The organism is Vibrio sp. A8-1, from assembly GCF_013048685.1.
Lineage (GTDB): Bacteria > Pseudomonadota > Gammaproteobacteria > Enterobacterales > Vibrionaceae > Vibrio > Vibrio metschnikovii.
This window is the reverse complement of the sequence record NZ_VHTC01000007.1, coordinates 1-18,224: the sequence shown is the minus strand read 5'-3', so window position 1 is coordinate 18,224 and position 18,224 is coordinate 1. Positions and strand designations below refer to the sequence as shown.

At 44.7% G+C, this 18,224-nt stretch carries 16 protein-coding genes, 1 other RNA gene and 2 pseudogenes; 10 read left to right on the top strand and 9 right to left on the bottom strand.

From position 1 onward, the window contains the following. Positions 1 to 78 precede the first annotated feature (78 nt). Positions 79 to 531 carry an Lrp/AsnC family transcriptional regulator gene (locus FKN93_RS05360; RefSeq protein WP_170904640.1) on the top strand — a complete coding sequence of 151 codons (453 nt, stop codon included), beginning with the start codon at positions 79 to 81 and terminating at the stop codon, positions 529 to 531. Positions 532 to 541: 10 nt separating this feature from the next. Here FKN93_RS05360 and tesB read toward each other — a convergent pair whose 3' ends face one another. Continuing rightward, positions 542 to 1,399 carry an acyl-CoA thioesterase II gene (gene tesB, locus FKN93_RS05355; RefSeq protein ID WP_158138207.1) on the bottom strand — a complete coding sequence of 286 codons (858 nt, stop codon included), beginning with the start codon at positions 1,397 to 1,399 and terminating at the stop codon, positions 542 to 544. A 194-nt stretch (positions 1,400 to 1,593) separates the two neighbouring features. Continuing rightward, positions 1,594 to 1,896: an MGMT family protein gene (locus FKN93_RS05350; RefSeq protein ID WP_170904639.1), complete on the bottom strand. Its 303-nt coding sequence runs from the start codon at positions 1,894 to 1,896 to the stop codon at positions 1,594 to 1,596. A gap of 52 nt (positions 1,897 to 1,948) precedes the next feature. Here FKN93_RS05350 and FKN93_RS05345 point away from each other — a divergent pair, with 52 nt between their 5' ends. Then, positions 1,949 to 2,692: a hypothetical protein gene (locus tag FKN93_RS05345; RefSeq protein WP_170904638.1), complete on the top strand. Its 744-nt coding sequence runs from the start codon at positions 1,949 to 1,951 to the stop codon at positions 2,690 to 2,692. Between the two features lie 164 nt (positions 2,693 to 2,856). After that, positions 2,857 to 2,953: signal recognition particle sRNA small type (gene ffs / locus FKN93_RS05340), an RNA gene on the top strand. 499 nt (positions 2,954 to 3,452) lie between these two features. On the opposite strand, the gene FKN93_RS05335 is transcribed toward ffs, so the two are convergent. Together FKN93_RS05335 and FKN93_RS05330 are read right to left on the bottom strand one after the other, a co-directional pair. Then, the gene (locus FKN93_RS05335) at positions 3,453 to 4,253 is read right to left on the bottom strand and encodes an AraC family transcriptional regulator (protein WP_158138219.1); all 801 of its coding nucleotides are present in this window, start codon (positions 4,251 to 4,253) and stop codon (positions 3,453 to 3,455) included. Positions 4,254 to 4,269: 16 nt separating this feature from the next. Beyond that, entirely contained in the window at positions 4,270 to 4,881 is a 612-nt protein-coding gene (locus FKN93_RS05330; protein ID WP_202598238.1) for a LysE family translocator, read from the bottom strand. A gap of 1,015 nt (positions 4,882 to 5,896) precedes the next feature. Between FKN93_RS05330 and FKN93_RS05325 the strand changes: the two genes are divergently transcribed. Next, positions 5,897 to 6,871 (top strand): DUF1852 domain-containing protein, encoded by a 975-nt coding sequence (locus FKN93_RS05325; RefSeq protein ID WP_170904637.1) that lies wholly within the window; start codon positions 5,897 to 5,899, stop codon positions 6,869 to 6,871. A gap of 31 nt (positions 6,872 to 6,902) precedes the next feature. Further along, positions 6,903 to 7,937, top strand: coding sequence for a methionine synthase (locus FKN93_RS05320; RefSeq protein WP_161439442.1), 1,035 nt, complete (start codon positions 6,903 to 6,905; stop codon positions 7,935 to 7,937). Positions 7,938 to 8,379: 442 nt separating this feature from the next. Here FKN93_RS05320 and FKN93_RS05315 read toward each other — a convergent pair whose 3' ends face one another. The 3 genes from FKN93_RS05315 to FKN93_RS05305 form a co-directional block, all read right to left on the bottom strand. After that, positions 8,380 to 9,300, bottom strand: coding sequence for a bile acid:sodium symporter family protein (locus tag FKN93_RS05315; protein ID WP_110167890.1), 921 nt, complete (start codon positions 9,298 to 9,300; stop codon positions 8,380 to 8,382). 9 nt (positions 9,301 to 9,309) lie between these two features. Next, entirely contained in the window at positions 9,310 to 11,067 is a 1,758-nt protein-coding gene (locus FKN93_RS05310; RefSeq protein WP_170904636.1) for an AMP-binding protein, read from the bottom strand. 291 nt (positions 11,068 to 11,358) lie between these two features. Then, positions 11,359 to 11,838 carry a MarR family transcriptional regulator gene (locus FKN93_RS05305; protein WP_170904683.1) on the bottom strand — a complete coding sequence of 160 codons (480 nt, stop codon included), beginning with the start codon at positions 11,836 to 11,838 and terminating at the stop codon, positions 11,359 to 11,361. A 147-nt stretch (positions 11,839 to 11,985) separates the two neighbouring features. On the opposite strand from FKN93_RS05305, the gene FKN93_RS05300 reads away from it, so the two are divergent. From FKN93_RS05300 to FKN93_RS05290, 4 genes and pseudogenes are all read left to right on the top strand, one after another. Then, a complete protein-coding gene (locus tag FKN93_RS05300; RefSeq protein ID WP_170904635.1) occupies positions 11,986 to 12,891 on the top strand; it encodes an EamA family transporter in 906 nt (301 codons plus the stop codon). A 1-nt stretch (position 12,892) separates the two neighbouring features. Beyond that, positions 12,893 to 13,015 (top strand): annotated as a pseudogene (locus FKN93_RS17635) (NADPH-dependent oxidoreductase); the annotation flags it as partial. Positions 13,016 to 13,181: 166 nt separating this feature from the next. Further along, on the top strand, positions 13,182 to 13,904 hold the full coding sequence (locus tag FKN93_RS05295) for a sulfite exporter TauE/SafE family protein (RefSeq protein ID WP_170904634.1): 723 nt from the start codon (positions 13,182 to 13,184) through the stop codon (positions 13,902 to 13,904). Positions 13,905 to 14,169: 265 nt separating this feature from the next. Then, positions 14,170 to 14,256 (top strand): annotated as a pseudogene (locus tag FKN93_RS05290) (glycoside hydrolase family 3 N-terminal domain-containing protein); the annotation flags it as partial. Positions 14,257 to 14,405: 149 nt separating this feature from the next. Here FKN93_RS05290 and FKN93_RS05285 read toward each other — a convergent pair. After that, the gene (locus tag FKN93_RS05285; RefSeq protein WP_170904633.1) at positions 14,406 to 15,269 is read right to left on the bottom strand and encodes a MurR/RpiR family transcriptional regulator; all 864 of its coding nucleotides are present in this window, start codon (positions 15,267 to 15,269) and stop codon (positions 14,406 to 14,408) included. 89 nt (positions 15,270 to 15,358) lie between these two features. Next, the gene (locus FKN93_RS05280) at positions 15,359 to 16,630 is read right to left on the bottom strand and encodes an amino acid deaminase (RefSeq protein ID WP_170904632.1); all 1,272 of its coding nucleotides are present in this window, start codon (positions 16,628 to 16,630) and stop codon (positions 15,359 to 15,361) included. 180 nt (positions 16,631 to 16,810) lie between these two features. On the opposite strand from FKN93_RS05280, the gene FKN93_RS05275 reads away from it, so the two are divergent. After that, positions 16,811 to 18,202: a D-aminoacylase gene (locus tag FKN93_RS05275; RefSeq protein ID WP_170904631.1), complete on the top strand. Its 1,392-nt coding sequence runs from the start codon at positions 16,811 to 16,813 to the stop codon at positions 18,200 to 18,202. Positions 18,203 to 18,224 lie beyond the last annotated feature (22 nt).

Below are 18,224 nucleotides of genomic sequence, written 5' to 3'. Positions count from 1 at the left end.
ATCTTGCCTTTGATTTGCTAATTTAAGAGAATTATTTTCTCTATAATATGATTGCTATAGAAATAAAAGGTGGTGGATATGGATCGCATTGATAAACAGTTACTGGCGATGTTGCAAAAAGACAGCACGTTATCACTCAATGAGCTGGCCGATGCGGTCAATTTAACCAGCACGCCATGTTGGAAACGATTAAAAAAGCTCGAAGAGTCGGGGGTGATCAGCCAACGGGTGGCGCTGCTTAATCCTGAACGTTTAGGGCTATCTTTTATCGCTTTTGTGATGGTCAAAACCAGTGATCACTCCCATGAGTGGTATCAACGGTTCGTGAATACCGTGGAGGATTTTCCGGAAGTGATGGAATTTTATCGCATGGCTGGTGAGTATGATTACATGATGAAAGTACTGGTCAAAGACATGAAAAATTTTGACCAGTTCTATAAAAAACTGGTCAATAGTGTCGATGGTTTAAATAATGTCACTTCCACCTTTGCGATGGAGTCTTTGAAATACACCACCGCCTTACCGCTTTAAAGGGAGCGTTTTATTTAAAACGCATTACCCCTTCTTGTACCGCTGTCGCCACTAAAGCCCCTTGCTGGTTGTAAATCTCGCCGCGCACTAAACCACGGGTATTGCTCGCGGTTGGGCTCTCAATTGCATAGAGCAGCCATTCATCCATTTTAAACGGGCGATGGAACCAGATCGAATGATCGATCGTCGCTACTTGGAAATTCGGCGTCATCAGTGAGACCTGATGAGGATGCAGCGCGGTAACCAAAAATCCCCAGTCTGACGCATAACCGAGTAAGTATTGATGAATTAACTGATCATCAGGCACTTCACCATTCGCGCGAATCCATAAATATTGTTTAGGCTCTTCTTTTTGCGGTTTTAACGGGTTAATCACCGTCACAGGGCGGATCTCAATCGGTTTCTCACCGCAAAACGCGTTACGAATTTTTTCTGGCAATAAATGGGCAATTTGTGCCGCCAGCTCAGATTCTGAAGCAAAGTTTTCAGGCCCGGGGATATTAGGCATCGAATTTTGATGCTCAAACCCCGGCGCTTCACCATGATAAGAGGCGGTGAGATAGAAAATAGGTCGGCCATTTTGAATCGCTTTTACTCGGCGGGTGCTAAAGCTACGACCGTCACGTAGGTTTTCTACATCATAAATAATTGGTTTTTCAGGATCGCCCGGATACAAAAAGTAGCTATGGAAGGAATGGACGGTGCGATCGGAATCTACCGTGTAACGGGCCGCCGAGAGCGCTTGCCCAATCACTTGACCGCCATAGACTTGGGGTAAACCAAGGTTCTCGCTTTCACCTCGGTACAAACCTTCTTCAAGCTTTTCAAGCTGTAGTAGGCGTAATAATTCGCTTAGTGGTTTACTCATGACCCTCACCTAATGATGGTTGTTTGTATACCCTTCCTACCTGCAACGCCAAGTGGTTTGGGCATAGACTAAAATTATTTCACTTAAGTATTAGCCACTATTTTGTGAAATGGGTCAAATATTTGTCAAGAGGGAATGTGATTTATGAAACATGTTGAAACGATCCCTCGCCCCTTTGCTGATGAGAGAAACGTCTAAGGTCGCCATTGATACTGGCGTAATAAAATTTTTCCAGATGAATTGATCACAACCTGTTCGGCAAGCAGTAAAGCGTGTTGACGCGCTTTATCGGCCCCGCTCAACGATGACTCACCTCGGCCATTAATCACTCTAAACCAAGGCAGTTTGCTGCCTTGCGGCAATCGGCTTAACACTTTTCCTACCTGACGAGCATAGCCCGGATAGCCCGCTAAATGGGCAACTTGTCCATAGGTCGCTACTCGACCAAAAGGAATTTGGTGCACCACGGCAAAGATTTGTTGAGAAAATTGGTCCATACTCATAAAGCCCTAGTTCAATGGTTACCACGGATAGGTATAAGGAGAGGGTATGATAGTGTCGGTTATGCAATTTATGATCACCATAATCTTAGCGATTGTCTGCGGTCAAGCCCTAGGTTTGAGTGAAGACAATTGGTCATTGATCGCTTTATTAGTCCCAGCACTGTGGGTGTTGCCTCGCAGTGGTAATGCGGGCTTGGTGTTGTTGGGCGGTTTACTGGTCTATGGCTTCACGCTGTCTTACCAGCCAGCCGCATTATCTGTGAGTATGTGGGTTATTTTCCCATTACTGATGGTCGCTTTTTCTGCGCCACGCCATAAAGGGGTAATGGTGATTTGTGGTTTGATCTTGCTGACGCTGCAAGTCGGAATTATGACTACCCAATCAGCTGGTAAGCTTGATGGCACGCCGACAATGACGGTATTACAAATACTCTCGGTGAGCGCGATATGGTGGGCAGTTAATAGTTGGAAATACACGCCTTCATCGGCTCGCCACTGGTGGGCATTATTATTGTTGCTGCCTTTGTGGATTGCTGAATTTACCTTCGCGGTTGTTATCTCATTGTGCGTGACTGGGTTAATCGCCATCATCAATAAACTGGTGAAGCAAAGAGCAGAGCATTGGTCAACGTTATTGTGCTGGACGCTACCGTCGGTGGCGTTTATGGGCATCATGCTTGCTCCTGCTATCGAAGTGCCCAAACCGGTCTTCGTAGTTTGGTTATGTCTACTCGCAACGGCGTGGATGACGGACTACCTACTGAAAAGCAGTGAAGAGCAGATAGAGTAGAACAAAACAGCAGCATCAGCAGTGGATGACGAATAAGATTGTTTAATTACTGCCCAATTAACAAGGGTTTATTGATTTTATGCGGGCTGAGGGTTGCAATAGTGAAGTGGATGCCTGATAATCCTCGCACTCTTTAGCCAACACGCTAAAGCGCTCTATGGAGGCCCTGGTCCTCCCGCAACACTAGTTCGTGAACTTGGTCAGGTCCGGAAGGAAGCAGCCACAGCGAATGACGTGTGTGCCGGGATGTGGCTGGGGCTTCCACCCATCTAGCCTCTAGCGGCACTCAGTACTCTAATACCCCCTAACATCATTTCACAGTTTGATATACTTTTACGGTAAAAATCCTATTTTTTCGCTATGTGAGCCATTTTATATCGTTGGTATTAAAGCAAGCGGTCGAACAAAAATATGTTCTATTGCCGATAACCATAGTTAACACGGTTGTAGGCATTTGTGAGTTACAGCGCTTACTAAATTAGAAAGTTACAGATTAGATGGTGTATTGCAAATCCCCTTTTCAGAAGGGATAGAGACGAGAGTATATCGCATTGTATCTTACCTCTCTTTCCATGTACGTCAGAGAAGCTTTTCACCGCTTATCAAACCGTCGAATCTAGTCGATATACTAATCGATTACATCATGCTTTCGGTGTAATGAGTGTCGGAAGAGCATTCTATATTTATATTTATTTCTGACGAAGTAATCCGTTTCCATACAAGATGGCGTAGCAAACATTCACAGCAGAACTAATGTAGATTAATCTTTGTATTGAGCTGGAGTGGCTGCTACTAGTTTTTTAAAATTACGATGAAAGTGACTTTGATCATTAAACCCTAATTCTGTGGCAACTGATGCAATATTATATCCTTTCTTTAGCAACACCTTCGCTTCATTTATTCGCATGGCAATTTGCATGGCATGGGGGGTTATCCCATAAGATTTTCGAAATGAATGAATTAAGTGGTATTCACTTAACCCAGAGTGTTGAGCAATCTCTCTGATTGAGATATTGTTTTTGAAGTTGTCACGTATAAAACGATGAGCTCTGGCGATATTTGCTTTTGTTAGGCTCAACTCATCGATATCTATGGCGTTGGCATTGCGAAATAAATCGGAGAAAAATTCGATGCTTTCTTCTTCCATTTTTATGTGATCGACATCGTCTATGATTGAGTCTGCCAATGATTGAAACTGCCAGTAGAGCTCTGGGGAATTAGTATGGATAATCGAGAATGGTATGAAATTTTTTGAGGGGTTATCTACAATCATGGATTGTATGTTACCTAACCACTTCGGGCATACATAAAGCATCTTATAGCTCCAATTTGTATCTCGAGTGGGGTTACATGAATGTACTTCCAATGGGTTCACTATGACAAGAGAGCCCATTTCGATTTTGCTTTCCATATTGTTATTAAAATAATCACTTTGACCACAATCTACCGATCCAACAGAAAACTCTTCGTGAGTATGTTTACCATAGCATGCGTTTGAATTTGTGGAACAACGCAGTTCTATAGGAATTATATTGGATCGATAAAATTGCTGTTTAGCCATATCAACGAATACTCTTTCAACTAGATATGAAGAAAGTATATAGAACAGTTAACGCTAATAGTAGTCCCATAGAGATGTTAAACAGCTTGAACTGCTTAGGTGTTTCTATAACAGAACTTATGGTAACCCCTAGTATTGCCCACACTGAGAGCGATATGTAGCAAACGACAAAGAATATGCCACAGAATAAAAGTAATACCTCTAGTCCTACGTTTTGCCCTGTATAAAAAACTGAAATACCAGCAAGCGAAACGATCCATGCTTTAGGATTCAGCCACTGGCACATCATACCCTGTAAGAGCGATGGCGCTGATTTGCTTTCTTCTGAATCTTTACTTTTAGTGGTAGGTTCTTGGGTCGTCACTTTATAAGCGAGATATAATAGAAAACTTCCTCCTACATATGTCATGCCCTTTGCTAAATAAGGAATCTCGGCAATGAATTGCGATAATCCAAAGCCCAACAAAAACAAAATGGATACAAACCCGAAAGTTGCGCCAGTGATATGAGGTATAGTACGGGTATATCCGTAATTCGCTCCAGTAACAGTGGCTAAAATGTTTACTGGGCCTGGTGAGATCGAAGTCACCAAGGCAAAAGCAGCCATCGCTATTAGTTGTGAAATCATTATTGTTCCTTAAAAATCCGTAACTTCGCCAGTGCCATCAATGAAGCGATGTTCTTGTAAATCAACGATTCGATATCTTTTGGGTTTGATCTTGCCAGTCTTGCAATAGCCCGCTTGCCTCTCCCAATATCCCTGTTCAAATTCATCGGTTAAATGTAACTCTGATAGACACTTGACTCCCTTATAGCGATATAATGAGAAATCAACCTATATCTTTACATGCCAAGTAGTAGGAGGGGGGGCAAAAAAACGAACCTAAAAGGAGCGTTCGCTCGTTCATGTAAAAGTTATCAACCCTCTGGTATGCATTAGCAACAAGAAGTAAACATGACTCATTGGATTCAACATGCTCAGAGGCTTGTTCAAAGGTTCTGAATAATAGTACTTCTAATGGGTCCCCAATAAGCCTTGATAGGTACTGAGCTGCATATTGGCTGCTTGAACCTTCAGGTCCCAGCGTAGCTACACAGGTTATTTTCGGAGTTTGCCTAAGCCAAAAAATGCCGTTATTTGGTGTCATTGTATAGTCCTTTTACACAGCAGTAATTGAGCTACACAATAAAACTCTCCTTAACACAAGTATTGTACAAAACTGTTGTTTATTTCCCCAATTTTGAATAATAAAAAGCTAGCTATCAAGAGATTTTATATAGTGTGGATAAGCAATAGGGTGACACTTGGCTGAATAATAGGTTTCGTATACTCAATACAAACTATTTACCCTAAGGTGCCATTTATCGCGAAGTTATTTATATGTCTAGATGAAAATGCTATCAAAACGCATAAAATACCTTATTTTTCTGTCTTGTATGGTTGATGCAGATCAGTTGTCTAACAGACGCAATCCTATCTTCTGCCTTACTATTTTTTATTGAAGCACACCGAACATGAATTTTTTTCACAATCAACATTAAGTAACAACATTGTTAAGTTAATTGAGGGCGAGTTATAACTGAGTCATGAATTGAACGGATGATCATTTGGTTTCATCTGATTGACACGGAAGATAACGCTGATGACTCAACATTTTACTTTTACCATTAAAAAGACTCGTCTTGATGAAAATTATCATCCAGCAGACAACACTCGTATTACCACGAACTTTGCTAACTTAGCCCGTGGTGAACATCGTCAACAGAACTTGCGTAGCGTATTACGCATGATAGACCAACGTTTCAATGAGTTGGCTTGTTGGGATAACCCAACGAGTGATCGCTACTCGGTCGAGTTAGATATTATTTCAGCCAATATCAAAGTAGAAAATAGCAGCGAAACCATTCCATCGATTGAAGTGCTAAAAACCGGTATTTTGGATCGTAAAACCGGTCAACGGATTGAAGGGATTGTCGGCAATAACTTCTCTTCTTATGTTCGTGATTACGATTTTAGTGTCCGTCTACTGGATCACAATAAAGGCAAAGCGCAATTCTCAGTACCAGAAGATTTTGGTCTTTTGCATGGTAACTTATTTAAATCATTCATTAACTCAGAAGGTTACCAACAAAACTTCACTAAGCCGCCGGTGATTTGTTTGAGCGTGTCAGACAGCAAAGTCTATCACCGCACCAATAACCAACACCCAATATTGGGGGTGGAATACCAGCCGACGGATTTATCGCTAACGGAACAATATTTCCAGAAGATGGGCTTAACAGCTCGTTACTTTATGCCGAAAAACAGTGTTGCGCCTTTTGCCTTCTATTTCTTTGGCGATCTGCTGAACGATTACACCAATTTGGAGCTGATTAGCACCATCAGCACCATGGAAACTTTTCAAAAGATTTATCGTCCTGAGATTTACTTTGCTAACCGGGTTGCTGGTGAGCGCTATGAAGCGAACTTGAAAAGCGATGCCCACTCGTTAACGGATATTGTCTATGACCGCGAAGAGCGCACCCAACTGGCGATAAAACAAGGTAAGTATGCGGAAGAAGTCTTCATCAAACCTTATCAATCGGTTCTTGAACAATGGGTCACTCAGTGCGCTTAATCGTCAACCAAACAGTAGAATAGCCAACATTATGACAAAATTACTCCCAACTTCAACGGCAGGTAGTCTGCCAAAACCGACGTGGTTAGCTCAGCCAGAAGTGCTTTGGTCACCTTGGAAATTAGCGCAACAAGAGCTGATAGATGGTAAATACGATGCTCTGCGTATTGCCTTACATGAACAATTAATCTCAGGGGTAGACATTGTCAGTGACGGCGAACAAACCCGTCAGCACTTTGTAACGACCTTTATTGAACATTTGCATGGCGTTGATTTTGAGAATCGGCAAACGGTGAAAATTCGTGACCGGTACGATGCTAGCGTGCCAAGCGTTGTCGGCCCTGTATCTCGGCAGAAATCGGTGTTTGTAGAAGATGCAAAATTTTTGCGTTCTCAAACGGATAAGCCCATCAAGTGGGCTCTGCCTGGGCCGCTGACGATGGTTGATACTCTGTACGATGGTTATTATCAATCTCGTAAAGAGCTAGCGTTTGAGTTTGCGAAAATTCTTAATGAAGAAGCCAAAGAGCTAGAAGCGGCTGGTGTCGACATCATTCAATTTGATGAACCCGCGTTCAACGTTTTTTTTGACGAAGTCAATGATTGGGGGATTGAAGCGCTTGAGCGAGCTATCGATGGTTTAAAATGCGAAACCGCGGTACATATTTGTTATGGCTACGGGATCAAAGCCAATACGGATTGGAAAAAAACCTTAGGCAGTGAGTGGCGTCAATACGAAGAGGTGTTTCCTAAACTGCAACAATCGAATATCGATATCATTTCTTTAGAGTGTCATAACTCTCATGTGCCAATGGAGTTACTCGAATTGGTACGCGGAAAAAAAGTGATGGTCGGTGCTATCGATGTCGCAACCAACAGCATTGAAACACCAGAGGCGGTAGCGGCCACCCTGCGTAATGCTCTGAAATACGTCGATGCTGATAAGCTTTATCCATGCACAAACTGTGGCATGGCTCCGTTGTCTAGAGCGGTAGCACGAGCGAAACTCCACTCATTAAGCGCTGGTGCTGAAATTGTGAGAAATGAACTATTAGCGAAGTCGTAGTGTGTTAGCAAATAGCCACGTATTTAGCTAGACTATGAACAATTGAGCGTTTAAGTGCACGATGCAAGGACAGCCAGTTAATGGATTTTCAGATACAATCGGGAGTGGCAACATGGTAGCGATTTACATTATTTGTGGTATTGCGATGAGCATTGGTTTATTGGCGCTCTATGCACCCGATATTGAAAAATGGTGTGATAAACAATTGGGTAACCAAGACTAAGCTTGGTTATTGAATCTCTTTTTCTTATCAATAAAACTTATTTTTAGTTCTTGCATCATCAGCTACTTACGGTTGCTGGTAAGCACAGGTAAATCCCCATGGGCATCAATCAATACTGTGATTAGGGCTGTTGATTGTAGCATCTAATTAATATGCCATTCGTTATTAAAAAAGGCCGCTTAGCGGCCTTGATAGCAATAACAGAGGTGAGCGCCATATTTACTGGCTTGATGAACTAGTACTACTGGCGGGTTCGATTTTTGCTTGATCGCGGGCTAGCTCTTCACTAAAGGTACGCTTACGGTAAAAGAAAGTGACTACAGTGGAGTTGATAACGATAAACAGTGAGTACATGACGGGGATCAATAAGATTTGTTGCTGTAATTCTCCTGCAAAACTTAGGCTAACCACCAAAGCGGCGAGAGGGCCATTTTGAATGCCGGTTTCTAATGATACCGTGCGCGCTTTTTGCGGATTAAGACCAAGCAAGCGTGAGAAGAAATAGCCAAAATTAAAACCAATCAACCCAACCATGATAACGGCAACATAAACCGTCCAATGAGTGGTAAGCAGCAGTTGCCAGTTACGTGGTACCCAAGTAGCGAGCAAGAAAATAATCACCAATGCGCCTAACACGCCCCCCGTTAATTCAACCACAGCGCCAATATTGGCATTTTTACGCCGTAACCAGATACCAATCAGAGTGGGGATCAGTAGCGCAAACAATAAGCGACCAATTTGATCGGGCGGGATACGCAGCGAATCATCAATCCCTTGGGTATAGAACTGCATCAGTAGCGGAACCATCACAAAAGCCGCTATTGTTGAGCAGATAGTCATCATGATACTCAAGCTGAGTAGGCTACGTGAAAAGTAAGCAAAGATATTCGAGGTAGTTCCTCCAGGCATACAACCAATCAATACCATGCCGACCGTTTGTGCTGGGGTGAGGTTAAGTAGCCAAGATAAAGCAAAGGCAATAAAGGGCATTAGGGCATATTGCGAGCTGAATCCGACCACGATAGCCCTAGGGTGTTTAAAGGCGATCCGAAAATCACGAAAGGTCAGGCTTGCGCCCATGCCAAACATAATGATGATCATCATGACCGATAATAGGGTTTCTTCAAAAGCGCTTAACATGGTGGCCTCCTAATGATCAGAACTGGTGAGTTGGCCAAGGGCCATGGCACGAACATCTTTGCGCAGAACCTTGCCTACTGGCGTTTTCGGTAGCTCATCAACAAAGACCACTTTTTTCGGGACCTTATAAGCGGCGAGTTCATTTTTACAGTGTTTCCTCAAGCTTGCTTCGTCTAATCCTTGTTCACGCAGCACCACATAAGCTTGAACTTGTTCGCCAGTGAGTGGGTCAGGAACGCCGACGACCGCTGACTCCATCACTTGCTCTAAGCCGGCGATGGCTTCTTCTACTTCGTTGGGGTAGACATTAAAACCACTAACAAGGATCAAATCTTTTTTCCTATCCACTAAGCGTAAGCGGCCATCAGGATGCATGATGGCGATATCGCCAGTGTATAACCAACCATCTCGCAGCGCATGAGCCGTTTCTTCCGGTTGTTGCCAATAGCCCTGCATAATTTGCACTCCCTTAGCAATTAGTTCTCCCGGCTCACCAAGCGGGACGGTATGCCCGTCATCATCCACTAAGCGCAACTGAGTACCAGGCGTTGGAATGCCGATACAGTCGGGACGTGGATCGGTTAAGGGGTTAAAACAGAGTACCGGCGAGCTTTCGGTTAGGCCATAACCTTCCACTAAAGGGCAATGAATCGCTTTTTGCCAACGTTCAGCAACCGTAGCATGTAAAGCGGTGCCGCCAGCTAAAGCGGCTTTAAGGTGTTTAGGCGGAAAGGTAGTGAACCACTCTTCATTGAGCAGCGCGTTATACAAGGTATTCACGCTAGTCATCCAACTGATAGGGTAGTTATCAAACGCGCGCTGACAGTTTTGGATAGGTCTTGGGCTGGGTACCAGAATATTATGTGCACCTTGATGCCAAAACTCCAACAAGTTAACGCTGAAAGCAAAAATATGGTACAGCGGCAGAGCGGTGAGCACCGTCTCTTGGCCGCTCGTGACATGTCCTTGAACTAGGCTATCCATCTGCTCTACGTTACCGAGCAAGTTACCATGACTGAGCATCGCCCCTTTGGCGACGCCAGTGGTACCGCCTGTGTATTGCAGCAGCGCGGTATCGGCGCGAGTTAAACCTTGCCAATACTCTTCCACATTGAGCTTATCGTTTTTTTGGCGCAGGCGGCCAAGCTGAATCGCTTGATCGATAGAATGATGGCTCAACTGATGCGTTGGGATCACCTTGTTCCAATATTTTAAGACCAGCTTAAGAATGCCGCGTACTACCGGAGGAAACCACTGGGCTAGAGAGGTGACGACAACGTGCTGAATCGGGGTTTGCTCAATAATGTCTTGCAGTTTATCTGTGAACATATCGCAAATGACAATCGCTTTTATCCCAGCGTCACTGAACTGATGTCTCATTTCACGTCGGCTGTACAGTGGGTTAACGCTGGTTAAGATGCAGCCGGATTTGAGCACCCCGATCACCGCGACGGGTAAGCTTAAACAGTTTGGCATTTGTACCGCAACGCGATCACCAGCTTGCAAGCCAAGTTCGCCGCGTAGGTAATGAGCAAAAGCGGTCGACATCTCATCGACCTGTCCAAAGGTAAGGCTACCGTTCATGCCATTGGGCATACAGGTGGTAAAAGCTTTACGTTGGCGGTATTTGGCGGCCGCTTCACTGAGCATTTCAGGAATACTGCGCCAAGCATGGCTGTCTTTAGCATGGCCTTGATGCAAAGCCAGTTGCTCCGGACTGTAGAGTTTGACCCAAGGGGCTTGGTCATAAATAGCATCGTTAGACATGAAGCGCTCACTTAACAAGTTATCGTTGTTTTGATATCTGACTCATTAACGTATAGCACAAACCACAGAAGGTGCTGATTTTAGTCAGCAATTTCTGAATTTCTATCTTCGGAAATGTGATTTATCCTGACGACTTGAAGCTATGGTGTTGGTTGAAGACGGTTAGCCATCTTTGAATTTACTATTGGATTGACAAGATTGATCGGCGTAGGCAGCTTACTCACCGATCATTCTTTGTCTTATTTATCTGCTATCTGCACACCTTCTCAATCAGTTTTGCTCTTTCGGTTTTTATTCCGCTAGCAGAATTCTTTTTAAGAGCTGCTCTAACTGTATTTGTTCTTGTTCCGTGAGCACTTCTAACATGCGATTCATATTGTCGACATGGGCATTCAAGGCTTGGTCGATCAAACTTTGTCCTTGTTCGGTCAACATCACCTTACAACTTCGTCTGTCTTGATCGCTGGCCATACGCTGCACTAAGCCGCGTTGCACCAGTTGTTCAATGCGTGTACTGATCGCACCGGAAGAGAGCATCAAGGTTTGGTACAGCTCAGTAGGCGTGATGGCGGTATTGCTACGACGGATGGTCGCCAGAATATCAAACTCAACTGAGCTTAAATCAAAGCGCTGGAAGACTTGATCTAATTGAGGTTTCCAAAGTTCATAAGTGCGGTTTAATCGGCCAACAACGCCCATCGAAGAACAATCTAGATCCGGTCTGATATTCTGCCATTGTGCAAGAATGGCATCCACTTTGTCATTTGGCATGGTGTTATCTGATGACATGATCTCTCCCTCTGAATATATCTTTCTGAAAAGATACTTGATTAAAAACCATTTCTCTATTATTTTCTAAAAAGTATCTTTTTTAAGAGATACTTTTATGGAAGTTAACACTACTAAATAGGGTCAAAAATGAATACAACGTCAGGAATTAAGACGATGCTGCTGACTGCTATCGCACCTATCGTATGGGGCAGCACTTATATCGTAACCACCGAAGTACTACCGCCAAATGCGCCACTCATGGCTTCTTTAGTACGAGCTCTGCCTGCTGGGATATTGCTAGTACTGTTTGCTCGAACTTTACCAACTGGAAATTGGTGGTGGCGTTTACCTGTATTGGGCTTTTTTAATATTGGTTTCTTCTTTTACTGCTTATTTTTTGCAGCGACTGAATTACCAGGAGGAATGGCAGCATTGGTGATGTCATTCCAACCTATGTTGGTGATGATGATGAGTTGGATTCTTCTGAGCGCACGCATCACCCCTTTGCAGTGGGCTGCGGGGGGGGTTGGTGTTATTGGGATCGGACTATTAGTGCTTAATCAAACCGCATCTTTGAGCATACAAGGTTTATTGATCGCCTGTTTGGGAACATTCAGTATGGCCTCTGGTGTCGTTCTGACCAAAAAATGGGGGCGTCCTCAAGGCATGTCCATACTTGGATTTACCGGCTGGCAATTATTGTTTGGTGGCGTGTTTTTGCTGCCTACGACCCTGTGGATTGAAGGCGTACCAGAGAAAATTACTGTGCTTAACTACCTCGGTTACGGATACCTGAGTGTGGTTGGCGCTATGCTGGCTTACTTTCTCTGGTTTCGTGGTATTGAGCAACTGCCAACGGTCACGGTGTCCTTTCTTGGTTTTTTGAGCAGTATCTCGGCTTGCTTACTGGGTTATGTAATTCTCGATCAAGCACTCACTTGGACGCAAATTTTCGGGGCAGGGGCGATTTTTATCTCGATCGTGCTGGCTATCCCGCGTTCCACCTCAACCACTTATTCAACAACACTGGCTTGCAGTTTAAAAAGAAATTGATATGAAACGGACTCTTATCTCTGGCAGTCAAAGCGCACACTCACAAAGTTTGAATGTGGCGAGCTACTTGAAAGGCCTTGTAGAACCACATTTTAATCAGATCGAAATACTGGATTTACCGTTTTAGAATGAAGGTGTCTGGCAGAATAGTGATTACTGAGTGCCTACGAGACAGCGCTTTCGTCTGTGCACCGTGACATGGTCAATTTGGGCAAAACGTTTCTATTGCGAAATATTGCTGAACTGATACCGTCAGTGTCATTCGATACATCACAGTACAAGGCAGCGAAATGGAATATTTAGGCGCGAGTGTGTGGATTGCCATAATGTTGGTTTTCATGGGCTCCTTTGTACAGACCGCGATCGGCTTTGGGCTGGCTGTGGTTGCATCGCCGTTGTTGTTCCTGATTTCTCCAAATTATGTGCCAGCACCGATCTGCTTAGTCGCGCTATTTATTTCGGTGCTTAATGCGATGAAACATCGCGAGAGCATTTCGATTGGTGGGTTAAAAATGGCCTTAATTTGGCGTATACCGGGTTCGATTGTCGGTGGTTTACTGCTGATGTGGATTTCTACTCAGGCTTTGGCTCTGTGGCTGGGTTTGTTGGTGCTGTTTGCGGTAGCGGTGAGTTTGCTACCACTGCGTATTGAGCCTAATCCAACTCGGATGGGCATCGCGGGATTTTTCTCTGGCGTATTTGGTACCAGCAGTGGCATCGGTGGCCCTCCGATGGCGCTGTTGCTTCAGCATCAAGAAGCCAATCAACTGCGCGGTAATTTATCGGCTTTCTTTGTATTTAGCTCAATCATCTCGTTGATGGTGCAATGGCCGACTGGGTATCTAACGTGGCACCATGTGTTACTGACACTACCGCTTATTCCTGCGGCTTGGTTGGGCTACGCGCTAGCACGTAAAATCACGCGCTCGTTGCCGAAAGAAAAAATCCGCTTTGCAGCGCTGGTACTTTGTTTAGTCAGCGGTGCAACCGCAGTATGGCATGGATTATTCTAATCATTTATCTTCTCTTCATGATCGCCGAGTTCCAACGTGACGAAATAGCGACAATCTGTGCAACGCTCTTACGTTCACATCAATGACAAAATCAGGAGGAGTAACTCTGATTTTCTCCTCTTGACTTCTCTAGCTGAAATCTCCTAATCTGGTTGCCTCATTTCTTTAGGAGAGTACGCCCACATGAATAACTGAGCCTGTTATCCATTTTTTCATTTACTTTTGGATCGACAGGGTTAGTCGGCGTAGCCACAGTTGGATGCGATCCTTATCGGCGACGATTTTACAGCAACTGCTGCGTCAAAATATGGGCTTTGAAGGCGTTATTATTTCAGACAGCACGAACATGGGGGAATACATACTGAATGTGGTCTAGCATGGTGAGTAACTGATATCTTCCAACCATCCCTTTACCAAGTAACGAATAAACAAAAGCCCGATGTTGAACATCGGGCTTTGTCGTTTTCGGAATCGACTGTCATCGGAAGGCGTTACCTCGGTTTAATCTCCGAGAGGCTGTCTTTCTAAACCGCCACGATAAGAGTCGAGGGCAACCTTGAGTCGGCGAAGTTTATCGCGAGAGCGTCGCTTATGATTAACTGCTAATGACATCGAAAGCACATCAACCAAAGCCAACATCGCGTAACGACAAGCGGATGGTTTGTAGATGAAATCTGTCTCTTGATGCTCGATAGGCAGAACCAAATCGGCTTGCTCGGTCAAAGGCGTGTTTTTCGGAGTAATCACAATGACTTTTACGCCATACTGCTTTGCTAATTGCGCGGTTTCAATGATCGCAGGGGTATAGCCCGTTGCTGAGATCATCACTAACACATCGTTTGTGTCTGCAGTCGCCGCAATCATGCGCGATAACAAACCATCATTATAGGCCACAACAGGATAGCCCAGACGGAACAAACGATGCTGCATCTCCTGTGCTGCAATGGTCGAACCTCCACCCATACCAATACAAATCACTTGTCTTGCGTTGTGTAGCCAGTTCACGGCAGTGTCGATATCTTCTTCAACAATCAAACGGTGGTTTACGTCAAGGGATTGCTTGATCGACTCATAGATACCTTGGTAGCCACTTTGATCAGGAGGCTCAAGGATGAATCGTTGTCCAACCGTTAAAGTTTGTGCCAATTTGATCTTCATATCTCGTACGTTTTTACAGCCAACAGCTTTGGCAAAACGGGTGATGGTGGCTTCACTCACTTCTGCGTTTTCTGCCAGTTCAGTAATGCTAGCATTGGCGGCAGTTTGAATGTCGTCTAGGATCAACTTAGCGACCTTCTTTTCGGCATCGCGCAGCGCACTGAAACGCTCAGTGATTTGCGAAATAATATCGATTTCTAAACTCAAGCTGTGTTCCTATCTTTTACATGGAGGTGATTGTGCCGCCTCTACAGGTTTGACATGAAGTATAGCGAAAAGCTTCACTAAGCTCATCATCAGAAACATGTTTTCACCCAATGAGTGACTTGATACTCATCATCACAAACCGCCACGGAACGCCACTTATCAAACGTTAAACATGGATGAGAGGTTGAGAAAGCAATTATATCACCCACTTGAAGGTCGCTGTTTGCGTCTACTTCGATGAAGGCGTGCTGATCCATCACTGCGGTAGTTAGCGCACTTTCAATAGAGATTGGCTCACCATCGCGGTATGCGCGTTCAGGGATTGGCAACCCGGCATCAAATGCAACGTCACGTTTACCGAAGCCAGCAACTAGCTTAGTTGGCTCAGGGCGAGAAATGACATAAGCCCAAAGCTCTAGAGCCGATTCCAAATCACCGCCTAAATCACACGCTGCCCCTTGGTTGTTTTCAGCTCGCTGCATGACTTTATTTTGTGCGTCTAGGTAAATGCCTGTGTCATGAATCGCGTAGCAACCTGGGCGAATGATGGCGTCAAAATCTTCTAGGTTAGCGAAGCATTCGGAAACCACGTCATACCAAGCAGAGCCTGCGCCAGTAACCAGAGGTTTGGACTCAATCAACTTTTTGCTTTGTAGCTGAGCTGCGATTTCTAATGTGGTGTTGAGGAAGTCACGAATGTCCTGTTCAGCATTGTCACCATGAATGACGCCTTCGTAGACCTCGATACCTTTGAGCGTAAGATGAGGTTGCTGGTGGATGAGAGTAGCGAGTTCAACCACATCTTGCTGGTTTCGGCATCCACAGCGACCGCCTTCGACACCAAACTCAATCAGTACATTAAGCGGCAATTGATGTTCAGCGAACGCACGTTCTAGCGCTTTGACGTTTCGGCTTGAGTCCACACAGCAATAGAAGTTGATCCCATGGGATTTAATCAAGTTGGCGATGATGGTCATATTCGCGCGCCCCACTAGTTGGTTCGCCATGATGATATTTTTCGCTCCGCCGAGAGCCGCAATCTCTGCCTGAGCCGGCGTTGCTACGGTAATGCCCCAAGCGCCGTTTTCTAATTGCTGCTGAAAGAAAGCAGGCGTCATGGTGGTCTTACCGTGCGGTGACAGCTTCACTTTGTGTTGATTGGCGAAACGCTGCATCCAATCGAGGTTGTTCTTTAATGAAGAAGATTTGATCACCGCAGCGGGCAGGGTGATCTCTTCATGGATCAAACTGTGTAATCCTGCCGAATTGCCCGCAACAGGTTGAGCCTTTTCTCCGTAACCTGGCGTGGTAACAAACTCATTATGATAGTTTTTATCACACTTTTGGCGATTGTCTTTCATAGCGCACCTACTTCTAACATGGTTTAACTGATTGATATTAAGTGTTTGTTGCTAACCACCATAAACAATATGTTAAAAAGTATCAAACAAATCTGATTTTTTTTGTGTGTTTCTTCACTGTTTAAATTTCAAGAATTATTAAGATGGAATCATGTTAACTACGGACGAAGAGAGTGAAGTATGCTGTTCGACACCATTATCAAAAGCGTAGAGGTATTTGACGGTACAGGTGCAGCACCATTCATGGCTGATGTTGCAATTCGTCAAGATCGTATTGAGCAAGTAGGTCAGCTAGACGAGCTTTCTGCAAAGAAGGTTATCAACGGTCAAGGTCTTGCGTTGGCTCCGGGATTTATTGATGTGCACACGCACGATGACATCAATGTGATTCGTTACCCTGATTGCTTAGCAAAGATTAGCCAAGGCGTGACGACGGTAATCGTAGGCAATTGCGGAATTAGCGCAAGCCCTGCGGTACTCAGTGGTACTCCGCCAGACCCAATGAATCTATTGGGCAAGCAGGAAGATTTCAAATACCCAACTTTTGCGGAGTATGCGAAGGCGGTACAAGCGGCTAGCCCTGCGGTTAACGTCGCGGCGTTAGTCGGTCACACAACATTACGTAACAATGTGATGGACGATTTACTGCGCACGGCAACCGATGAAGAAATCGACCAAATGCGCCAAACATTGACGCAAGCGATGAAAGAAGGGGCATTGGGTTTGAGCTCGGGTCTTGCTTATGCGAGTGCCAAACAAGCGAACGCGGACGAAGTCATGCGCCTAGCGGAAATTCTCGGTCATCACGGTGGTATCTACACCACACACATGCGCACCGAGTTTGAAGAAATCATCAGCGCAATGGAAGAAGCTTTTGAAACAGGGCAGTACGCCAAAGTGCCAGTGGTGATTTCTCATCTTAAATGTGCAGGTGCAGGCAACTGGGGACGTACGGTAGAAGTGCTGGATTTGATGGACAAGGTTTCTGAGCATCAAGACGTGTCTTGCGATTGCTATCCATATTCCGCTAGCTCTTCGACACTGGATTTAAAACAGGTTACGGATGAAATTGATATCTTCATTACCTGGTCTGAAAGCAAACCAGAGCACGCTGGCAAGATGCTGAAAGACATTGCTGACGAGATGCACTTGCCTCTTATGGAAGCGGCAAAAGCATTGCAACCTGCGGGCGCGGTTTATCACTGCATGGTTGAAAGCGACGTTAAACGTGTACTTAAGTATAAGTTGACCATGGTGGGCTCAGATGGATTACCAAACGACCCGCATCCACATCCACGTTTGTGGGGCACATTCCCGAAAGTCTTGGGGCATTACTGTCGTGAAGAGCAGCTTTTCCCATTGGCAGAAGCGATTCACAAGATGACGGGTATGTCTGCCACACGTTACCAATTAAAAGATCGTGGAGAAATAAGAGCAGGCGCTTACGCAGATTTGGTTTTATTTAACCGTAAGCGTTCACCGAGGTATCTTGACTTACCATGCCTGAAGAAGCATGTGCAGTTTATAGATCAAAAACGTTCGGGTACGGTTTCTTCTCAACGACTGACGTGATGATTTCACTCAGAACTGACAT

Bases quoted from the DNA above. Each gene is read 5' to 3' on its own strand.
- FKN93_RS05360 (WP_170904640.1), top strand. From the start codon at position 79: ATGGATCGCATTGATAAACAGTTACTGGCGATGTTGCAAAAAGACAGC.
- tesB (WP_158138207.1), bottom strand. From the start codon at position 1,399: ATGAGTAAACCACTAAGCGAATTATTACGCCTACTACAGCTTGAAAAG.
- FKN93_RS05350 (WP_170904639.1), bottom strand. From the start codon at position 1,896: ATGGACCAATTTTCTCAACAAATCTTTGCCGTGGTGCACCAAATTCCT.
- FKN93_RS05345 (WP_170904638.1), top strand. From the start codon at position 1,949: ATGATAGTGTCGGTTATGCAATTTATGATCACCATAATCTTAGCGATT.
- FKN93_RS05335 (WP_158138219.1), bottom strand. From the start codon at position 4,253: ATGGCTAAACAGCAATTTTATCGATCCAATATAATTCCTATAGAACTG.
- FKN93_RS05330 (WP_202598238.1), bottom strand. From the start codon at position 4,881: ATGATTTCACAACTAATAGCGATGGCTGCTTTTGCCTTGGTGACTTCG.
- FKN93_RS05325 (WP_170904637.1), top strand. From the start codon at position 5,897: ATGACTCAACATTTTACTTTTACCATTAAAAAGACTCGTCTTGATGAA.
- FKN93_RS05320 (WP_161439442.1), top strand. From the start codon at position 6,903: ATGACAAAATTACTCCCAACTTCAACGGCAGGTAGTCTGCCAAAACCG.
- FKN93_RS05315 (WP_110167890.1), bottom strand. From the start codon at position 9,300: ATGTTAAGCGCTTTTGAAGAAACCCTATTATCGGTCATGATGATCATC.
- FKN93_RS05310 (WP_170904636.1), bottom strand. From the start codon at position 11,067: ATGTCTAACGATGCTATTTATGACCAAGCCCCTTGGGTCAAACTCTAC.
- FKN93_RS05305 (WP_170904683.1), bottom strand. From the start codon at position 11,838: ATGCCAAATGACAAAGTGGATGCCATTCTTGCACAATGGCAGAATATC.
- FKN93_RS05300 (WP_170904635.1), top strand. From the start codon at position 11,986: ATGAATACAACGTCAGGAATTAAGACGATGCTGCTGACTGCTATCGCA.
- FKN93_RS05295 (WP_170904634.1), top strand. From the start codon at position 13,182: ATGGAATATTTAGGCGCGAGTGTGTGGATTGCCATAATGTTGGTTTTC.
- FKN93_RS05280 (WP_170904632.1), bottom strand. From the start codon at position 16,630: ATGAAAGACAATCGCCAAAAGTGTGATAAAAACTATCATAATGAGTTT.
- FKN93_RS05275 (WP_170904631.1), top strand. From the start codon at position 16,811: ATGCTGTTCGACACCATTATCAAAAGCGTAGAGGTATTTGACGGTACA.